Source organism: Nocardioides aurantiacus (assembly GCF_003752505.1).
Taxonomy (GTDB): domain Bacteria; phylum Actinomycetota; class Actinomycetes; order Propionibacteriales; family Nocardioidaceae; genus Marmoricola; species Marmoricola aurantiacus.
Genome location: NZ_RKHO01000001.1, coordinates 633997 through 649884 on the forward strand (window position 1 = coordinate 633997; position 15888 = coordinate 649884).

General features: G+C 73.0%; 19 protein-coding genes. 9 read left to right on the plus strand and 10 right to left on the minus strand.

Annotated features, from left to right (window positions below):
- Positions 1-59: 59 nt before the first annotated feature.
- The 3 genes from EDD33_RS03125 to EDD33_RS03135 all read right to left on the minus strand — a co-directional run bounded on the left by EDD33_RS03125 (position 60) and on the right by EDD33_RS03135 (position 2941).
- Positions 60-1187 carry an acyl-CoA dehydrogenase family protein gene (locus EDD33_RS03125; RefSeq protein WP_123389067.1) on the minus strand — a complete coding sequence of 376 codons (1128 nt, stop codon included), beginning with the start codon at positions 1185-1187 and terminating at the stop codon, positions 60-62.
- A gap of 25 nt (positions 1188-1212) precedes the next feature.
- Entirely contained in the window at positions 1213-2370 is a 1158-nt protein-coding gene (locus EDD33_RS03130) for an acyl-CoA dehydrogenase family protein (protein WP_123389068.1), read from the minus strand.
- Between the two features lie 88 nt (positions 2371-2458).
- The gene (locus EDD33_RS03135) at positions 2459-2941 is read right to left on the minus strand and encodes a glutathione peroxidase (protein WP_123389069.1); all 483 of its coding nucleotides are present in this window, start codon (positions 2939-2941) and stop codon (positions 2459-2461) included.
- 138 nt (positions 2942-3079) lie between these two features.
- On the opposite strand from EDD33_RS03135, the gene EDD33_RS03140 reads away from it, so the two are divergent.
- Both EDD33_RS03140 and EDD33_RS03145 read left to right on the plus strand, forming a co-directional pair.
- Positions 3080-4396, plus strand: a complete 1317-nt coding sequence (locus EDD33_RS03140; RefSeq protein ID WP_123389070.1) for a DUF445 domain-containing protein — start codon at positions 3080-3082, stop codon at positions 4394-4396.
- Positions 4397-4470: 74 nt separating this feature from the next.
- Complete coding sequence (locus EDD33_RS03145; RefSeq protein WP_211332642.1) at positions 4471-4692, plus strand: RNA-binding S4 domain-containing protein; 222 nt, start codon at positions 4471-4473, stop codon at positions 4690-4692.
- A gap of 95 nt (positions 4693-4787) precedes the next feature.
- On the opposite strand, the gene EDD33_RS03150 is transcribed toward EDD33_RS03145, so the two are convergent.
- The 3 genes from EDD33_RS03150 to hisN all read right to left on the minus strand — a co-directional run bounded on the left by EDD33_RS03150 (position 4788) and on the right by hisN (position 6621).
- Positions 4788-5162, minus strand: coding sequence for an FKBP-type peptidyl-prolyl cis-trans isomerase (locus tag EDD33_RS03150; protein ID WP_123389071.1), 375 nt, complete (start codon positions 5160-5162; stop codon positions 4788-4790).
- 70 nt (positions 5163-5232) lie between these two features.
- Positions 5233-5664: a CBS domain-containing protein gene (locus tag EDD33_RS03155; RefSeq protein WP_123389072.1), complete on the minus strand. Its 432-nt coding sequence runs from the start codon at positions 5662-5664 to the stop codon at positions 5233-5235.
- 96 nt (positions 5665-5760) lie between these two features.
- Complete coding sequence (hisN, locus tag EDD33_RS03160) at positions 5761-6621, minus strand: histidinol-phosphatase (RefSeq protein WP_123389073.1); 861 nt, start codon at positions 6619-6621, stop codon at positions 5761-5763.
- A gap of 97 nt (positions 6622-6718) precedes the next feature.
- Between hisN and EDD33_RS03165 the strand changes: the two genes are divergently transcribed.
- A complete protein-coding gene (locus EDD33_RS03165; RefSeq protein WP_123389074.1) occupies positions 6719-7183 on the plus strand; it encodes a DUF2231 domain-containing protein in 465 nt (154 codons plus the stop codon).
- Positions 7184-7198: 15 nt separating this feature from the next.
- Here the strand turns inward: EDD33_RS03165 and rsgA are convergent, their stop codons facing one another.
- From rsgA to EDD33_RS03180, 3 genes are read right to left on the minus strand one after another with little or no spacing between them, the layout of a single operon-like run.
- A complete protein-coding gene (rsgA, locus tag EDD33_RS03170; RefSeq protein ID WP_123389075.1) occupies positions 7199-8191 on the minus strand; it encodes a ribosome small subunit-dependent GTPase A in 993 nt (330 codons plus the stop codon).
- Between the two features lie 4 nt (positions 8192-8195).
- On the minus strand, positions 8196-9494 hold the full coding sequence (gene aroA / locus EDD33_RS03175; protein ID WP_123389076.1) for a 3-phosphoshikimate 1-carboxyvinyltransferase: 1299 nt from the start codon (positions 9492-9494) through the stop codon (positions 8196-8198).
- Positions 9495-9503: 9 nt separating this feature from the next.
- Positions 9504-10037, minus strand: coding sequence for a DoxX family membrane protein (locus EDD33_RS03180; protein ID WP_123389077.1), 534 nt, complete (start codon positions 10035-10037; stop codon positions 9504-9506).
- Between the two features lie 178 nt (positions 10038-10215).
- On the opposite strand from EDD33_RS03180, the gene EDD33_RS03185 reads away from it, so the two are divergent.
- Positions 10216-11217 (plus strand): IS481 family transposase, encoded by a 1002-nt coding sequence (locus EDD33_RS03185; RefSeq protein ID WP_123389078.1) that lies wholly within the window; start codon positions 10216-10218, stop codon positions 11215-11217.
- Here EDD33_RS03185 and EDD33_RS03190 read toward each other — a convergent pair.
- Positions 11214-12809: a sigma-70 family RNA polymerase sigma factor gene (locus EDD33_RS03190; protein ID WP_123389079.1), complete on the minus strand. Its 1596-nt coding sequence runs from the start codon at positions 12807-12809 to the stop codon at positions 11214-11216. The genes EDD33_RS03185 and EDD33_RS03190 overlap by 4 nt on opposite strands.
- Before the next feature lie 266 nt (positions 12810-13075).
- Between EDD33_RS03190 and EDD33_RS03195 the strand changes: the two genes are divergently transcribed.
- The 5 genes from EDD33_RS03195 (at position 13076) to EDD33_RS20775 (ending at position 15829) form a co-directional block, all read left to right on the plus strand.
- Positions 13076-13873, plus strand: coding sequence for an SOS response-associated peptidase (locus tag EDD33_RS03195; protein WP_123389080.1), 798 nt, complete (start codon positions 13076-13078; stop codon positions 13871-13873).
- On the plus strand, positions 13873-14517 hold the full coding sequence (locus tag EDD33_RS03200) for an alpha/beta hydrolase family protein (protein ID WP_123389081.1): 645 nt from the start codon (positions 13873-13875) through the stop codon (positions 14515-14517). Before EDD33_RS03195 ends, EDD33_RS03200 begins: the two co-directional genes overlap by 1 nt.
- Positions 14518-14657: 140 nt before the next feature.
- Positions 14658-15335, plus strand: a complete 678-nt coding sequence (locus EDD33_RS03205; protein ID WP_123392952.1) for a sigma-70 family RNA polymerase sigma factor — start codon at positions 14658-14660, stop codon at positions 15333-15335.
- Positions 15332-15649 carry a mycothiol system anti-sigma-R factor gene (gene rsrA, locus EDD33_RS03210; RefSeq protein WP_123389082.1) on the plus strand — a complete coding sequence of 106 codons (318 nt, stop codon included), beginning with the start codon at positions 15332-15334 and terminating at the stop codon, positions 15647-15649. Before EDD33_RS03205 ends, rsrA begins: the two co-directional genes overlap by 4 nt.
- 105 nt (positions 15650-15754) lie before the next feature.
- Positions 15755-15829, plus strand: coding sequence for a 50S ribosomal protein bL37 (locus tag EDD33_RS20775; RefSeq protein ID WP_369759046.1), 75 nt, complete (start codon positions 15755-15757; stop codon positions 15827-15829).
- Positions 15830-15888 lie beyond the last annotated feature (59 nt).

The window sequence follows — 15888 nt, forward strand, 5'->3', positions numbered from 1 at the left end:
GGGTCGTTGAGAGGCCCCGAGCACGACCCTGACGTCACAGTGAGGGCGGGCGTGAGGCCTCAGCCGACCGGCTCGACGACCTCGTGGTCGGTGAGCGTGGTGAGCAGGTGCTTGGTCTGCTCGCGGCCGTCGCCGAGCAGGTGGTCGATGACGGTCAGGCGCGAGGTCATGTGGCCCACGGCGTACTCCGCGGTCATGCCGATGCCGCCGTGGAGCTGGATCGCCTCCTGGCCGACGTGGCGACCGGCCTTGCTGACCTGCAGCTTGGCGCGGCGGGCGGCGTCGCTGACCTGCTGCGGCGTCGAGCTGTGGTCGGCGAGGACCATGGTGGCCCAGGTGACGATGCTGCGGGACAGCTCGAGCGAGGTGTACATGTCGGCGGCGCGGAAGGTCAGCGCCTGGAACCGGTTGAGCGTCATCCCGAACTGCTTGCGGGTGGTGAGGTACTCGGTGGTCAGGCGCAGCGCCGACTCCATCAGCCCCAGCGCCTCGTGGCAGTAGGCGATCTTGGCCGCGGCCACGACGCGCTCGAGCGCGGCGAGGGTGTCCACCGAGCCGTCGCCGAGCCGGGTGGCGGGCGCCCCGTCGAGGGTGACGCGGGCGGCGCGACCCCCGTCGAAGGTGGCGTACGACGAGGTCTCGACGCCCTCGCCGGGGGTGACCAGGAACAGGGCGGGTCCACCGTCGGTCGTCGCGGAGACGACGAGCAGGTCGGCACGACCGCCGGCCACGACGGGCTCCTTGACGCCGGTCAGGCGACCGTCCTTCTCCACGACGCCCTCACCGGCCAGGTCCCAGCGGGAGCCGGGCTCGAGCAGCGCGGCGGCGACGACCTGCTCGCCCGAGGAGATCGCGCCGAGGACCTCGGCCTTCTGCGCCGGCGTGCCGAGGGCGGCGACGAGGCCGCCGGCGAGCACGACGGTCTCGACGTAGGGCTCGGGGGCGTTGACGCGGCCGAGCTCCTCGGCGACGACGGCCAGCTCGACCGGGCCGGCGCCCATGCCGCCGTCGTCCTCGCTGTAGGGCAGCCCCAGCAGGCCCATCTCGGCCAGCCTGCCCCACTGCTCCTGCGAGAACCCGGGGTCCTCGGAGGTGGCGGCGCGCCGCTGCTCGTTGTCGAAGCCCTTCAGCAGGCCGCGCACCGCGTCACGCAGGGCGGTCTGCTCGTCGTCCAGGGAGAAGTCCATGAGTGTGCGCTCCTTCGCGAGCGGGTCAGAGGCCGAGGATGGTGCCGGCGATGATCTGGCGCTGGATCTCGTTGGACCCGCCGTAGATCGACGCCTTGCGGTAGTTCAGGTAGTCGGGGGCGGTGACCCGCGCCCAGTCGGGCACGTCGGAGTCCTTGTCCGCGCCCGAGGCGAGCGCCAGTGGGCCGGCGACGTCGACGAACAGCTCGGTCACGGCCTGCTGCAGCTCGGTGCCCTTGAGCTTGAGCACCGAGGAGGCCGGGTGCGGCTTGCCGTCGGCGGAGTGGGCCACCACGCGCAGCGCCGTCAGCTCGAGCGCGAGCAGCTCGTTCTCCAGCTCCACGACCTTGGCGGCGAGCAGCACGTCGTCGAGCAGCCCGCGGTCGGCGGCGACCTGCTTGAGGGTGGCCAGGCGGCGCTTGGTCTGGGCGACCGGCGCGACGCCGACCCGCTCGTTGCCGAGCAGGAACTTGGCCATCGTCCAGCCCTGGTTCTCCTTGCCGACGAGGTTCTCGGCCGGGACGCGGACGTCCTCGAAGAACACCTCGTTGACCTCGAAGCCGCCGTCGATGAGCTCGATCGGCCGCAGCGTGACGCCCTCGGTGTCCATGGGGATCAGGATCATCGAGATGCCGGCCTGCTTCTTGACCTCGGGGTCGGTGCGGCACAGGCAGAAGATCCAGTCGGCGTGCTGGCCGAGCGTGGTCCACGTCTTCTGGCCGTTGATCACCCAGTCGTCACCGTCGCGGACGGCCTTGGTGGTGAGCGAGGCGAGGTCGGAGCCGGCGTTGGGCTCGGAGAAGCCCTGGCACCACCAGATGTCGAGGTTGGCGGTGGCGGGGAGGAACTTGGCCTTCATCTCCTCGCTGCCGAAGTGGGCGATGACCGGCCCGATCATGCTGGCGTTGAAGGCGAGCGGCGGCGGCACGCTGGCCAGCTGCATCTCCTCGTGCCAGATGTGGCGCTGCATCGGCGTCCAGTCCTGGCCGCCCCACTGGACGGGCCAGTTGGGCACGGCGTACCCGGCCTCGTTCATGATCCGCTGCGCGGTGACGATGCCCTCCTTGCCGACGTGGCGGCCCGAGGCGATCGTGTCGCGGAGCTCCTGGGGGATCTTCGTGGTGAAGAAGGTCCGCATCTCCTCGCGGAACGCGGTCTCCTCCTCGGTGAGGGCCAGCTGCATGGGAGCTCCTGTGGGGTCGGGCGGCGTACGACGGACACGTTACCGCCAGGTACGTGAGGCTGGTGGCGGACCGGGGTCCGCCGCCGGGTCAGGCGGAGAGTGCCTTCTCGATGTCGCCGGCGAGCTTCTCGGGCTTGGTCGTGGAGCCGTAGCGCTTGATGACCCGGCCGTCCTTGCCCACCAGGAACTTCGTGAAGTTCCACTTGATCTTCTCGCCGAGGATCCCGCGCTTCTCCTCGCGCAGCCACTGGTAGACCGGGTGCGCGTCGTCACCGTTGACGTCGACCTTGGAGAACATGTCGAAGCTGACGCCGTAGTTCTTCTGGCAGAAGGCGCCGATCTCCTCGTCGCTGCCCGGGTCCTGGTTGCCGAACTGGTTGCACGGGAAGCCGAGGACGGCCAGGCCGCGGTCGGCGTACTGCTGGTGGAGCTGCTCGAGGCCCTCGAGCTGCGGGGTGAAGCCGCACTGCGAGGCCGTGTTCACGACCAGGGCGACCTTGCCGTCGTAGGCGCTCAGGGGCACCTCCTCCCCGTCGATGGAGGTGGCGGTGAAGTCGCTCAGCGTGGTCACGGATGGTGTCCTCTCGTCGGGGATGGCGGTGCGCAGCGGTTCGGAGCCGCCGGGTGCGCGGATGGGTCCGGCGTACGCCGCTGCCCCGCCAGCCTGGCACGCCGCGGCTCGGCGCGGCCCGACCGGTAGTTTCCGACCATGGCCACCCCGCTCCAGGCGCCCGACGACGCCACCTCCTCCCCATCGCCGTCTGCACCCCTTCCCGGCGTCTTCGGCGGTCCCGACGGAGCGGCCGACGCCGAGCGGCTGCGCCGGCTCCGGCGGATGCAGGGCGTGGCGCTGGGCCTGCTGGTCCTGGCCGCCGTGGTGTACGTCGCGACGCTGGACCGCGACGGGTTCTGGGGCTTCGTCAACGCCGGGGCCGAGGCCAGCATGGTCGGCGCGATCGCGGACTGGTTCGCGGTGACCGCGCTGTTCCGCCACCCACTGCGGCTGCCGATCCCGCACACCGCGCTGGTGCCGACCCGCAAGGACGAGTTCGGCAGGAGCCTGGAGGAGTTCTTCGCCGAGAACTTCCTGCAGGAGCAGGTCGTGCGCGAGCGCCTGGCCGCGGCCGACATCGCCCGCCGGCTCGGCGACTGGGTGGCCGACCCCGCCCACGCCCGCCGCGTCGTGGCCGAGGGCGCCACCGTCGCGGGCCTGGGTCTGCAGCGCCTGAAGGACTCCGACGTGGAGTCCGTGGTGCGCGACGTCGTGATCCCGCGGTTCGTGGCCGAGCCGATCTCGCCGGTCGCGGGGCGGCTGCTCGAGGAGGTGGTCCGCGACGGCGCCCACCACGGCCTGGTCGACCTGGCGCTGACCGAGGCCCACGAGTGGCTGGTGCACCACCAGGAGCGGTTCACCCAGGTCGTCGGCGAGCGGGCGCCGTGGTGGGCGCCGGAGCGGGTCAACGAGGCGATCGTCAACCGGCTCCACCTCGAGGCCATCCGCTGGATCGCCGACATCCGCCGCGACCCCGACCACTCCGCCCGGCAGGCGCTCGACTCGTTCCTGGCCCAGCTGGCCGACGACCTGCTGAACGACCCCGAGACCCAGGAGCGCACCGAGAGCCTCAAGCGCCGGCTCCTCGAGACGCCGCAGATGGTCACCACGGGCATGTCGCTCTGGAGCGCGTTCCGTACGGCGCTGCTCGCGGCGCTCGCCGAGGAGGACGGTCCGCTGCGCGACCGGGCGGCCCGCGAGCTGGTGTCCTTCGGGGAGCGCATCGGCACCGACGAGGCCCTGCGCCGGCGGCTGGAGACCTGGCTGGCCGACCTGGTCGTGTTCGCGGTCGGGCGCTACGGCCAGGAGCTGACCTCGGTCATCACCGCGACGATCGCCCGCTGGGACGGCGAGGAGGCCGCGCGCAAGATCGAGCTGCACGTGGGCCGCGACCTGCAGTTCATCCGGATCAACGGCACCATCGTGGGTGGCCTGGTGGGCGTGGTGATCCACGCGGTCACACTGGTGCTGTGAACCCGTTCCGCCGCCGTCGCCAGGACCCCGCCGCCGACCGGTCGGCCGGCCCGCCACCACCGGAGGACGTGCCGATCAAGGACGACATGATCCGGCTGGGTCAGTTCCTCAAGCTCGCCAACCTCGTCGAGAACGGCGCCGACGCCAAGGTCGTCATCGCCGAGGGGCGCGTCACCGTCAACGACGAGCCGGAGCTCCGACGCGGCCGCCAGCTGGTGGTCGGCGACGTCGTCGCGCTCGGCAGCGCGCGCTCCCGCGTCGCCTCGGGTGGCGGCGAGGTGGACGTGCCCTGGTGAGGGCAGTTTCACCGGCCAGCCGGTGAAACTGCCCGCCGGACCGGGACGAACCGGTCAACGGCGGGCAGTTTCCCTACCTCGATGTGACGGGTGGGTCAGCGGACGTCGACGAGGTCCACGACGAAGATCAGCGTCTCGCCGGGCTTGATCACGCCGCCGGCGCCACGGTCTCCGTAGGCCAGGTGCGGCGGGATGGTGAGCCGACGACGGCCGCCCACCTTCATGCCCTGTACGCCGGTGTCCCAGCCGCTGATGACCTGGCCGACGCCCAGGCGGAAGTCGAGCGGGGCGCCGCGGTTGTAGGAGGCGTCGAACTCCTCGCCGGTGGAGTGGGCCACGCCGACGTAGTGCACCGACACGGTGCTGCCGGAGGTGGCCTCGGCGCCGTCGCCCTCGGTGATCTCGGTGATCTCGAGGTCGGAGGGGGCGGGGCCGTCGGGCGGGTCGATCTCGGGCTTCTGAGCAGTCATGGGTCCAGCCTGCCACGGGCCGTCGTCACCCGCGCCGGGTGCTCCCGCGGGCCCGACCGCCGGCCGAGGCTCAGGTCTGGTGGACGTAGGAGTCGAGCTGGTCGCGCTCGAAGGTGAGCTGGGTGATCCGGCTCTTGACCACGTCGCCGATGCTGACCACGCCGACCAGGCGGGCCTCGGTGACCACGGGCACGTGCCGGATGCGGCGCTCGGTCATCAGCGACATCAGCTCGTCGAGGTCGTGCTGGGGCTCGCAGGTGTGGACGCGTGCGGTCATGATCTCGCTGACCTGCGCCTCGAGCACGTCGTCGCGCTCGCGCAGGCGGCGCACGACGTCGCGCTCGCTGACGATGCCGTCCACCGAGGACCCGTCGGCGCTGACGACGACGGCGCCGATGTTGTGCTCGGCCAGCAGCGCCACCAGCTCACGCACGGCCGCGTCGGGGGCGATCGTGACCACGTCGCCGCTGCTCTTGCCCTTGATGACGTCCTGGATCTTCACGACGGCCTCCTCAGCGCTGCCTGCCCGCGGTGGGTGCGACGACCCTAGTGTCGTGGGCCGGGGAGCGACAGGGGCAAAAGTGACCGGTGGCCCGGGTCAGTCGACCGGCTCGCCGCGGCGGGCGCTGAGGTCGTGGACCGTGCCGCCCGGGTGGGGGGCCTCGTGGTCGGCGAGCGAGCCGAGGAAGGCGAGCGCCTGGTCGTGCAGCTTGCCGTTGCTGGCCATCGCCGAGCCGCCGGTGGGACCGGCCTCGCCGTCGAGGGAGGTGAACACCCCGCCCGCCTCGCGCACGATCACGTCGAGCGCGGCCATGTCGTAGACCTCGAGCTCGGGCTCGGTGGCGATGTCGACGGCCCCCTCGGCGAGCAGCATGTAGGACCAGAAGTCGCCGTACGCCCGGGTCCGCCAGACCCGCCGCGAGAGGGCCAGGAAGTCGTCCAGCCGGCCGCGCTCGTCCCAGCCCGAGAGCGAGGAGTAGGCCAGCGAGGCGTCCTCGATGCGCGAGACGTCGCTGACCTGGCAGGCGGTCGCCCGCAGCAGCGACCGGCCGGTCCACGCGCCGCCGCCCTTCATCGCCCACCAGCGCCGGTTGAGCATCGGGGCCGAGACGACGCCGACGACGACCTCGTCGTCGACCATCAGCGAGATCAGCGTCGCCCACACGGGCACGCCGCGGACGAAGTTCTTGGTGCCGTCGATCGGGTCGACGACCCAGCGGCGCTGGCTGTGACCGCTGGAGCCCTGCTCCTCGCCCAGCACGGCGTCACGGGGGCGGGCCCGCGACAGGGTGCGGCGGATGCCCTCCTCGACGGTGCGGTCGGCGTCGGTCACGGGCGTGAGGTCGGGCTTGGTCATCACGTGCAGGTCGAGCGCCTTGAACCGGCTCTCCGAGGTGGAGTCGGCGTCGTCCGCCATCACGTGGGCGAGCCGGAGGTCGTCGGTGAAGTCGGACGGCATGAGGCACAGGGTATGCGGCTGCGGCCCCTCCCCACGCCCAGGACGTCCTCCGGAGACTCACAGCCCCCTCACAGCCGCCGCCGATAGTTTCGCGTTCATGGAGATCAACGGCATTCCCGCACACCCCCTCGTGATCCACGCCGCGGTCGTCCTCGTGCCGCTGGCGGCGCTGTCCGTGATCGCCTTCGTGGTGCCGCGGTGGCGCGCGGCCACCCGCTGGCCCGCCCTCGTCCTGACCGTCGTGGCCACCGTCGCGGTCCAGCTCGCCACCCTCACCGGGGAGGACCTCGAGGAGACCCGCGGCCCCGACTCCGCGCTGATCCACGAGCACGCCGAGTGGGGGGAGCGGCTGCAGGTCCTGATGTACGTCCTCGCGGTGCTGGTGGTCGTCGCGTTCCTGGTGATGCCGGTCCTCCACCGTGCCACCGGTCGTGACCGGCCGGCCCGGGTGGCGGTGCTGGAGAAGCCGCTGATGGTGCTGCTGCCCCTGCTCGCCGTTGCCGCCCTCGTGGTCGTCGTGATCACCGGCGACCTCGGTGCGCGGTCGGTCTGGGGCGGCTAGCCCCGGACCGTCGGGTCAGTACGCCGCGCCGGACTCGCGCGAGGCGAGCAGCCGGCGGAACGACCTCACCCGGTCGACCTGTTGCCCGGTGGCCTCGTCCAGACCGCACTCGGGCTCGCCGTCGCCGTGGGTGCAGCCCCGCGGGCAGGACCGGGTCAGCTCGTGGAGGTCGTCGAAGGCCTCGATCAGCTGGTCCGGCTCGACGTGGTTGAGGCCGAAGGAGCGGATCCCCGGGGTGTCGACGATCCAGCCGTCGCCGGGCAGCGCGAGCAGCAGCGCGCTGGTGCTGGTGTGGCGGCCCCGCCCGGTCACGGCGTTGACCACGCCGACCTCGCGGAAGGCGTCGGGCACCAGCGCGTTGACGAGCGTCGACTTGCCGACGCCGCTGTGGCCCAGAAGCACGCTGGTGCGCCCGGCCAGCCGCTCGCGCAGCTCGGCGAGGTCGGCGCCGCGCTGCGTCACGACGTACGGCACCCCGAGCGGGCGGTAGGCCTCGAGCACCGGCTCGGGGTCGGCGAGGTCGGCCTTGGTGAGCACGAGCAGCGGCGCCATGCCCGCGGCGTACGCCGCCACGAGGGCCCGGTCGACCAGGCCCTGGCGCGGCTCGGGGTCGGCCAGCGCGGTCACCACGACGAGCTGGTCGGCGTTGGAGACGATGACGCGCTCGACGGGGTCGTCGTCGTCGGCCGTACGACGCAGCACGGTGGTCCGCTCGTCGACGAGCACGATCCGCGCCAGCGAGCCGTCGTCGCCGGAGGTGTCGCCGACCAGGCGGACGCGGTCGCCGACGACGACGCCCTTGCGACCGAGCGGGCGCGACTTCATGGCCATCACGACCGACTGGTCGCCCTCGACGAGCCGGCAGGTGTAGCGGCCCCGGTCGACGGTGACGACGACGGCGGGCACGGCGTCGTCGTAGGTCGGGCGGTCCTTGGTGCGCGGCCGGGTCCGGCGGCGGGGCCGCTCGTAGGACTCGGGGTCCTCCGCGCCGTAGCGTCCCGTGCTCACCGCGTCACCCGGGGAACAGCCCCGACCAGGCGTCGGCGAAGCCCGGGAAGGTCTTGGACGTGGTCTCCACGTTCTCGACCAGGACGCCCTCGACGCGCGAGCCCACGACGACGGCCGCGTGGGCCATGCGGTGGTCGGCGTAGGTCTTGAACTCCCCGCCGTGCATCGGCGCCGGCGCGATGGACAGGCCGTCGTCGTGCTCGGTGACCGAGGCGCCGAGGCCCCGCAGCTCGACGGCCAGGGCGGTGAGCCGGTCGGTCTCGTGGCCGCGGATGTGCGCCACGCCGCGCAGCCGTGAGGGGGAGTCGGCCACGGCGCAGAGCGCGGCGACCGCGGGGGTGAGCTCGCCGACGTCGTGCAGGTCGGCGTCGATGCCGTGGACCTCGCCGGTGCCGGTGACGGTCAGCCCGTCGGCGTCGAGGGAGACCTCGCCGCCCATCCGGTCCAGGAGGTCGCGCAGCGCGTCGCCTGCCTGGGTGGTCCGCGCGGGCCAGCCGGGCACGCTCACCCGGCCGCCGCTGGTCAGCGCGAGCATCACGAACGGCGCGGCGTTGGACAGGTCGGGCTCGATGGTGACGTCGGTGGCGCGCACCGGCTGCGGGGCGACCCGCCAGCGGTCGGGCACGCTGTCGTCGACCTCGACGCCGTGCTCGCGCAGGCAGGCCACCGTCATGTCGATGTGGGGGAGCGAGGGCACCGGCGGGCCGGTGTGGACGACCTCCACCCCCGCGTCGTACGCCGCCCCGGCGAGCAGCAGCGCGGAGACGAACTGGCTCGACGCCGACGCGTCGATGGTGACGCGCCCGCCGGCCACGGCGCCGCGACCACGGACCTCGAAGGGCAGCGTGCCCCGACCGTCGCCGTCGACCTCGACGCCGAGCCCACGCAGGGCGTCGAGCACCGCCGACATCGGGCGGGTCCGCGCGTGCGGGTCGCCGTCGAAGGCGACGGTGCCGTGGGCCAGGGCCGCGACGGGCGGCACGAACCGCATCACGGTGCCGGCCAGGCCACAGTCGACCGCTCCCGGGCCGAGGCGGCCGGGGGTGACGGTCCAGTCGTCGCCGGAGGTGTCGACGGCCGCCCCCAGGGTGGTGAGGGCGGCCGCCATCAGCTCGGTGTCACGCGAGCGCAGGGCCCGTCGTACGACGGACGGCCCGTCGGAGAGTGCCGCGACCACGAGCGCCCGGTTGGTCAGCGACTTCGATCCCGGCAGCGCCACGGTCGCCGCGACCGGCTGCCGGGCCGTCGGGGCGGGCCACAGCGACGCCTGGGGGGACGCGTGGGGGGACTCGTGGGCGCTCACGCGCCGAGACTACGAGGCGACGGACTTCGCAGCGAGCTTGGCCTGGAGCCGGGTCTCGCGGGCGAGGTGCTTGGCCTCGCGGCGCGCGGTCTGGCCGGCCGACTGGGCGCGGTAGACGACACCGGGCTGGCCGGCGGTGTCCACGGCCGCGAGCACGAGGCCGCCGAGGATCGAGAGGTTCTTGAAGAAGTGGAACATCTGCTCCTGCTTGGCCTCGGGGTCCGACTCCTCCCAGAAGGCGTGGCCGGCGACCGTCGTGGGCGCCAGCGAGGCGGCCAGCACGGCGGAGGACAGGCGGGGCGCACGGCCACGGGCCAGCGAGACGGCCGCGACGAGCTGGGCGGCGGCGTTGAGGCGGACCAGGGTCACCGGGTCCTTGGGCAGCGAGACCTGCGGGGCCGCCTGCTCCACGGCCGGCACGAGCTTGTCGATGACCGGCTTGGACTTCTCGGCCAGGGCGGGGGCGTTGCGCAGCCCGGCCACGGCACCGACCGCGAACGTCGAGGCGAGCATGGGACGGGCGAGCAGGCGGATGAGAGTCATGGGTAGGGGTTACCCCGTGAGCCCGTGCTCAACCCACTCCTCGCCGCGCCGCTAGATGTGATGACCAGGCACGTTGGTCAAGGACGTGTGAGGACACGGTCTGATGTCGTGGATGAGTGAAGACCTCCCGGTGTGGAGTGGAGCTACCTAGGAACCGCTCCACGACCAGGAGGTCTTCGTGTCTCACGCTACCCATGCCAATGCTGCTCTGACGCCACGTGCCCGGCTGCGATTGGCGCGTCTGATCGTCGAGCACGGTTGGCCGCCGGCGCGGGCAGCCGAGCGGTACGACGTGTCGTGGAAGACCGCGAGGAAGTGGGCTGAGCGCTATCGGGCCGAAGGGCCGGCCGGGATGAGCGATCGGTCCTCGGCCCCGCATCGTCAGCCAAACCGGACCCCGGCACCGGTGGTGCGCAAGATCGTGCACCTTCGGTGGAAGCAGCGGCTCGGGCCGGTCGAGATCGGTGACCGGCTCGCGATGCCGTCCTCGACGGTTCACGCGGTCCTGGTGCGGTGCCGGATCAACCGGCTCACCCACATCGACCGCGCCACCGGTGAGCCGATCCGACGCTACGAGCACGAGCGACCAGGCGACCTGCTGCACGTTGACGTCAAGAAGCTCGGCAAGGTCCCCGACGGCGGCGGCTGGCGCTACGTCGGACGTCAGCAGGGCGAGAAGAACCGCGCTGCGACGCCTGGGAAGCCGCGCAACAAGTACCGCGGCCCGCTGATCGGGACCTGCTACCTGCATACGGTGATCGATGACCACTCCCGCGTCGCCTACGTCGAGGCCCACGACGATGAGACCAAGGAAACGGCCACCCAAGTGCTGCGCAACGCAGTCGCCTGGTTCGCCGAACGCGGTGTCATCGTGCAACGGGTCCTCAGCGACAACGGCAGCTGCTACAAGTCCCACCTGTGGCGCGACACCTGCGCCGAGCTGGGGATCACGCCGAAGAAGACCCGGCCTTACCGGCCCCAGACCAACGGCAAGATAGAGCGCTTCCACCGCACCCTGGCCGAAGGGTGGGCGTTCAAGAAGTTCTACAACTCAGAATCCGCCAGACTCGCCGCCCTGCCAGGCTGGGTCCACGAGTACAACCACCACAGGCCCCACTCGGCCATCGGGAAACGCTCACCCATCAGCAGGTTGGACAACCTGGCTGGGCATCACAGCTAGAGGGCGAGCCGCACGGAGTTGTTCGTCGACACGGGGTCGGTCCAGCCGTCGGGCTCGGTCAGGACGAGGTCGACGACGGTGCCGACGTCGGCGGTGAGCTCGAGCGCGAAGCCGGTCCGCGCGGAGGTGGCGGTGCAGCTCACGGCGACGCCGCCGCCGGTGCAGCCCGCTCCCAGCGGGCGCAGCGTGCCGGCGCTGGTCCGGACGTCCAGTGCCGCCGACTGCCCGGCGGGCACCCCGCTGACGGTGACCTGCAGGCGGGCCCGGCCGGCGGTGGTCGCGGCCAGCGTCGCGGTGACGGCGAGGTCGGCCCGGCGTACGCCGCCCGCGGCCACGCCCGTGCCGCGCGGGCGGTCGCGGTCGCCACCGGTCGCGGGGGAGGGGGCGGGGTCGGTGCTGGGCTCGGCACCCGGGTCGGTGTCCGGCTCGGGGTCGCCGCCCGTCGCCGCCGGGGTGGTGGCGCCCGCGCCCGGGCTGCTGGGAGCAGGGGTGGGGTCGGGCGTCGCGGGACCGGTCCGGCCGGTCGAGGGCCCGGGCGTCCCGCCGCCGGCCGGCGAGGGGCTCTCGGAGACCAGCTGCCGGGCGAAGGGCGCCTCGAGCGTGGACGTGCGGTCCTGCACCACGAGCGCGGCGCCGGTGACGACGGCGAGCACGGCCGCCCCGGCCACGACGGTGGTGCCCACGGTGCCGACGTGGCCCACGACGGCGTCTCGCACCCGGCCGCCGAGGGTGGCGCCCGCGGACGCCGCGACCCCGCCGACGGCACCGGTGCCCACCCCCAGCCCCGAGAGGTACGCCGCGGCGGCACTGCCGAGCACGACCGGACCCAGCAGGCCGGAGAGCGAGGAGTTGACCTCGCGCAGCTCGAGGTAGACGCCGGTGCACGCCAGGCAGCGGTCGAGGTGGTCCTCCACCTTGCGGGCGTCGCGACGCGTCAGCGCGCCGCGGACGAAGCCGCCGAGGCGCCCCCGCGTCGTGGTGCACGCCGCGGGCAGCTGCTCGGGGTCGCCGGTGTGGTGCATCGTCAGGAACGCCTGCCGCAGGCCCTCGCGGGCGCGGTAGGCCAGCGCGGAGACCGAGTTGGGGCTCAGGTCGAGCAGCGGCGCGATGTCGGCGGGCTTGTCGTTCTCGACCTCGAGGTGCCACAGCACCAGCTGCCAGCGCTCCGGCAGCGAGGCGAAGGCCCGGGCCGCGGCCCCGCCCTCGAACTCCGCCACGGCCGGGTCGACGAAGGGGACCCCGTCGTCGAGCTCGTCGAGGTCGTCGGTGGTGGTCACGCGGCGGGTGCGCCGGATGCGGTCGACGTGCAGCCGGCGCACGGCGGTGAGCAGGTAGGCCCGGAACGCCTCGTCGGGCCCGCCGCCGCCCTGGAGCACGACGAGGGTCTTGGTGAACGCCTCCGAGACCAGGTCGTCGGCGTCCGGCCCCCGCACCAGGGCCCGGGCCAGCCGCTCCGCCGCCCCCACGTGACGGGCGAACAGGGTGCCGAAGGCGTCGGTGTCACCGTCGCGCACGCGGGCGATCAGGTCGGCGTCCGAGGACCCGTCTGCGGGGTCGGGGGACGCCTCGGTGGTGAGCTCGCCCGCGGCCATGGGGCCATTGTGCCCCCGGATCTCCTCCCCGAACCCCGCGTCATGGTCGGTCGTCCGCCCCGTCACACCTCCGGACCGGCCAGAGCGCCGGGGTGGCGCCGGCCTGGGTTCGGCGTCGCGTCGGCCGCGGCGTACGTGCGGACAAGGGTCCTGGGAGGGATGCCCGCGCGGACGTCGCCAGGCCGGTGGGAGGAAGGCCGGCGACCACCGGTGCCCGGGTGGTCGCCGGTCCCCGCCGGGGCCGGGCGGGGACTAGGTTGGCGCGCATGTGCGGTCGCTATGCCTCGAGCCGTCAGCCCGAGGACCTCGTCGAGGAGTTCGAGGTCCGGCAGCCCGACCTGCCGCGCCTGGAGCCCGACTGGAACGTCGCCCCCACCAAGGAGGTGTACGCCGTGGTCGAGCGGCCGCCCTCCGGCGAGGGCCGCTCCGACGGCGCCGACGACGCCCCCGAGCGCCAGCTGCGCGCGATGACGTGGGGGCTGGTGCCGTTCTGGGCCAAGGACCCCGCGATCGGCAGCCGGATGATCAACGCCCGGATGGAGACCGTCGCGGAGAAGCCGGCCTACCGCCGGGCCTTCGAGCGCCGCCGGGCGCTGCTGCCCGCCGACGGCTACTACGAGTGGTACCCCACCTCGGCGCTGACCAGGGCCGGCAAGCCCCGCAAGCAGCCCTACTTCATCCGGCCCGCCGACGGCGGCGTGCTCGCGATGGCCGGGCTCTACGAGATCTGGCGCGACCCCGAGAGGGCCGAGGACGACCCCGACCGCTTCCGGTGGACCTGCACGGTCATCACCACCGCGGCCGAGGACTCCCTCGGCCGCATCCACGACCGGATGCCGCTGATGCTCACCCCCGACCGCTACGACGCCTGGCTCGACCCGACGACCCACGACCGCGACGTCCTGCTCGACCTGCTGACCCCGGCGGCCCCCGGCCGGCTCGAGGCGTTCCCGGTCCCCACGCTGGTCTCGAACGTGCGCAACAACGGCCCCGAGCTGGTCGAGCCGCTGCCGCTGTCCGACCTCCCCGAGGACGCTCCCGCCCCGACCGAGGGCCGGCCCTGATGCCGGTCGAGCGACTGGTGGCCACCCCGCGCGGCGACGCCCGTCTGGTCGTGCGCCGCGCCAAGCGGCCGGTCGCGGGCCTCGTGCTCACCCACGGCGCCGGCGGCGGGATCGACGCGCCCGACCTGCTGCGCCTGGCCAGGACGCTCCCGCAGCGCGACGTCTCGGTGACGCTCGTGGAGATGCCGTGGCGGGTGGCCGGCAAGAAGCTCGCCCCGCCGCCCCCGGTCATCGACGAGTGCTACACCGCCGTCCTGGACAACCTGCGCGCCCGCGTGCCGCTGGTGCTGGGTGGTCGGAGCGCGGGCGCCCGGTCGGCGTGCCGGCTCGCCCGGGGCGTCGGGGCCAGCGCCGTGCTGGCGCTCAGCTTCCCGCTGCACCCGCCCGGGAAGCCGGAGAGGTCGCGGCTGCCCGAGCTCCTCGGCGCCCGGGTGCGCTCGCTGGTGGTCCAGGGCGAGCGCGACCCGTTCGGGACGCCCGCGGAGTTCCCCGACGACGTCGACCTCGTGGTCGTCCCGGACGGCGACCACGGCCTGAAGGTGCGCAGGTCCGCCCCGGTCACCCAGGCCGAGGCGCTCGACCTGGTGCTCGAGCGGACCTTCGAGTGGATCGTGCGCGACGTGGTGGGGAATCGTTCGCGCTGACCCGCCGTTGTACCCCTCGACCGTCGTCCCACACCCGTCCGAGAGGGGAGTCCCGCGTGCTGTGCACCCTGGAGAGGCCCGACCTGGAGCGTTCCGTCGAGCCGACCGTGTTCCGCGCCGCCCCGGTAGGCTGGAACGCGATGAGCACCCCCGAGATCGACACCCCTGAGACCGACGCTGCGGCCGAGGTCGACGTCGCGACGGAGACCGAGGCCGCGCGCCAGCTCCGTTTCGAGCGCGACGCCCTGCCCTTCCTCGACCAGCTCTACTCCGCGGCGATGCGCATGACGCGCAACCCCGCCGACGCCGAGGACCTGGTCCAGGAGACCTTCGCCAAGGCCTACGGCAACTTCCACCAGTTCCGTCCCGGCACCAACCTCAAGGCCTGGCTCTACCGGATCCTGACCAACACCTTCATCAACACCTACCGCAAGAAGCAGCGTCAGCCGCAGCAGTCGATGGCCGAGGACGTCGAGGACTGGCAGCTCGCGCGCGCCGAGTCGCACTCCTCCTCGGGCCTGAAGTCCGCGGAGATGGAGGCCCTCGAGCACCTCCCCGACTCCGACGTGAAGACGGCGCTGCAGAACCTCCCCGAGGACTTCCGGCTCGCGGTCTACCTCGCCGACGTCGAGGGATTCCCCTACAAGGAGATCGCCGAGATCATGGAGACGCCGATCGGCACCGTGATGTCGCGCCTGCACCGTGGCCGTCGCCAGCTGCGCCAGATGCTCACCGAGTACGTCCGCGAGAACGACCTGCTCCGGGCCGAGACGGTGGACGCCAAGGTCGGCGCCGGCACCAAGGGGGACCTCCGATGAGCGCCGACGACCGCCGTCCCGCGGCCGCGACCACCTCCTCCCTGGAGGGCGTCGACGCCGCCGACTGCTCCGAGGTCCTGGGCCGCGTCTTCTTCTTCCTCGACAACGAGCTCGAGCAGGCCGACTGTGCCCAGATCGAGCACCACCTCGAGGAGTGCGGGCCGTGCCTGGCGCGCTACGACCTCGAGCGCACCGTCAAGACGCTGGTTGCCCGGTCGTGCAGCGAGCGCGCTCCCGACACCCTGCGCCAGCGCGTGATGGTCTCCATCCGCGAGGTGCAGGTCGAGATCGTCCGGCGCGACCCGTCCGCCTGACCGGACGCTGGCCGGACGCTGATTCGCCTCGGACGGCCCCGCCTGCGAGGATGTACGCCGCTCCCGCTCCGCACCGCGGGGGCCGACCCACCACAGGAGGACCTCATGGGCAAGACCGGCCGCAAGCGCCGCGCTCGCAAGAAGAAGGGCGCCAACCACGGCAAGCGTCCCAACGCCTGAGCGATCCGCTCTCGCGATGACGTCGTCGTCGTACGCAACGAGCCCCGGACCCGTCGGTC

Excerpts from the sequence above, each read along its gene's own strand:
- EDD33_RS03125 (WP_123389067.1), bottom strand. The coding sequence starts at position 1,187 with ATGGACTTCTCCCTGGACGACGAGCAGACCGCCCTGCGTGACGCGGTG.
- EDD33_RS03130 (WP_123389068.1), bottom strand. The coding sequence starts at position 2,370 with ATGCAGCTGGCCCTCACCGAGGAGGAGACCGCGTTCCGCGAGGAGATG.
- EDD33_RS03140 (WP_123389070.1), top strand. The coding sequence starts at position 3,080 with ATGGCCACCCCGCTCCAGGCGCCCGACGACGCCACCTCCTCCCCATCG.
- EDD33_RS03150 (WP_123389071.1), bottom strand. The coding sequence starts at position 5,162 with ATGACTGCTCAGAAGCCCGAGATCGACCCGCCCGACGGCCCCGCCCCC.
- hisN (WP_123389073.1), bottom strand. The coding sequence starts at position 6,621 with ATGCCGTCCGACTTCACCGACGACCTCCGGCTCGCCCACGTGATGGCG.
- EDD33_RS03165 (WP_123389074.1), top strand. The coding sequence starts at position 6,719 with ATGGAGATCAACGGCATTCCCGCACACCCCCTCGTGATCCACGCCGCG.
- EDD33_RS03180 (WP_123389077.1), bottom strand. The coding sequence starts at position 10,037 with ATGACTCTCATCCGCCTGCTCGCCCGTCCCATGCTCGCCTCGACGTTC.
- EDD33_RS03190 (WP_123389079.1), bottom strand. The coding sequence starts at position 12,809 with ATGGCCGCGGGCGAGCTCACCACCGAGGCGTCCCCCGACCCCGCAGAC.
- EDD33_RS03195 (WP_123389080.1), top strand. The coding sequence starts at position 13,076 with ATGTGCGGTCGCTATGCCTCGAGCCGTCAGCCCGAGGACCTCGTCGAG.
- EDD33_RS03200 (WP_123389081.1), top strand. The coding sequence starts at position 13,873 with ATGCCGGTCGAGCGACTGGTGGCCACCCCGCGCGGCGACGCCCGTCTG.
- EDD33_RS03205 (WP_123392952.1), top strand. The coding sequence starts at position 14,658 with ATGAGCACCCCCGAGATCGACACCCCTGAGACCGACGCTGCGGCCGAG.
- rsrA (WP_123389082.1), top strand. The coding sequence starts at position 15,332 with ATGAGCGCCGACGACCGCCGTCCCGCGGCCGCGACCACCTCCTCCCTG.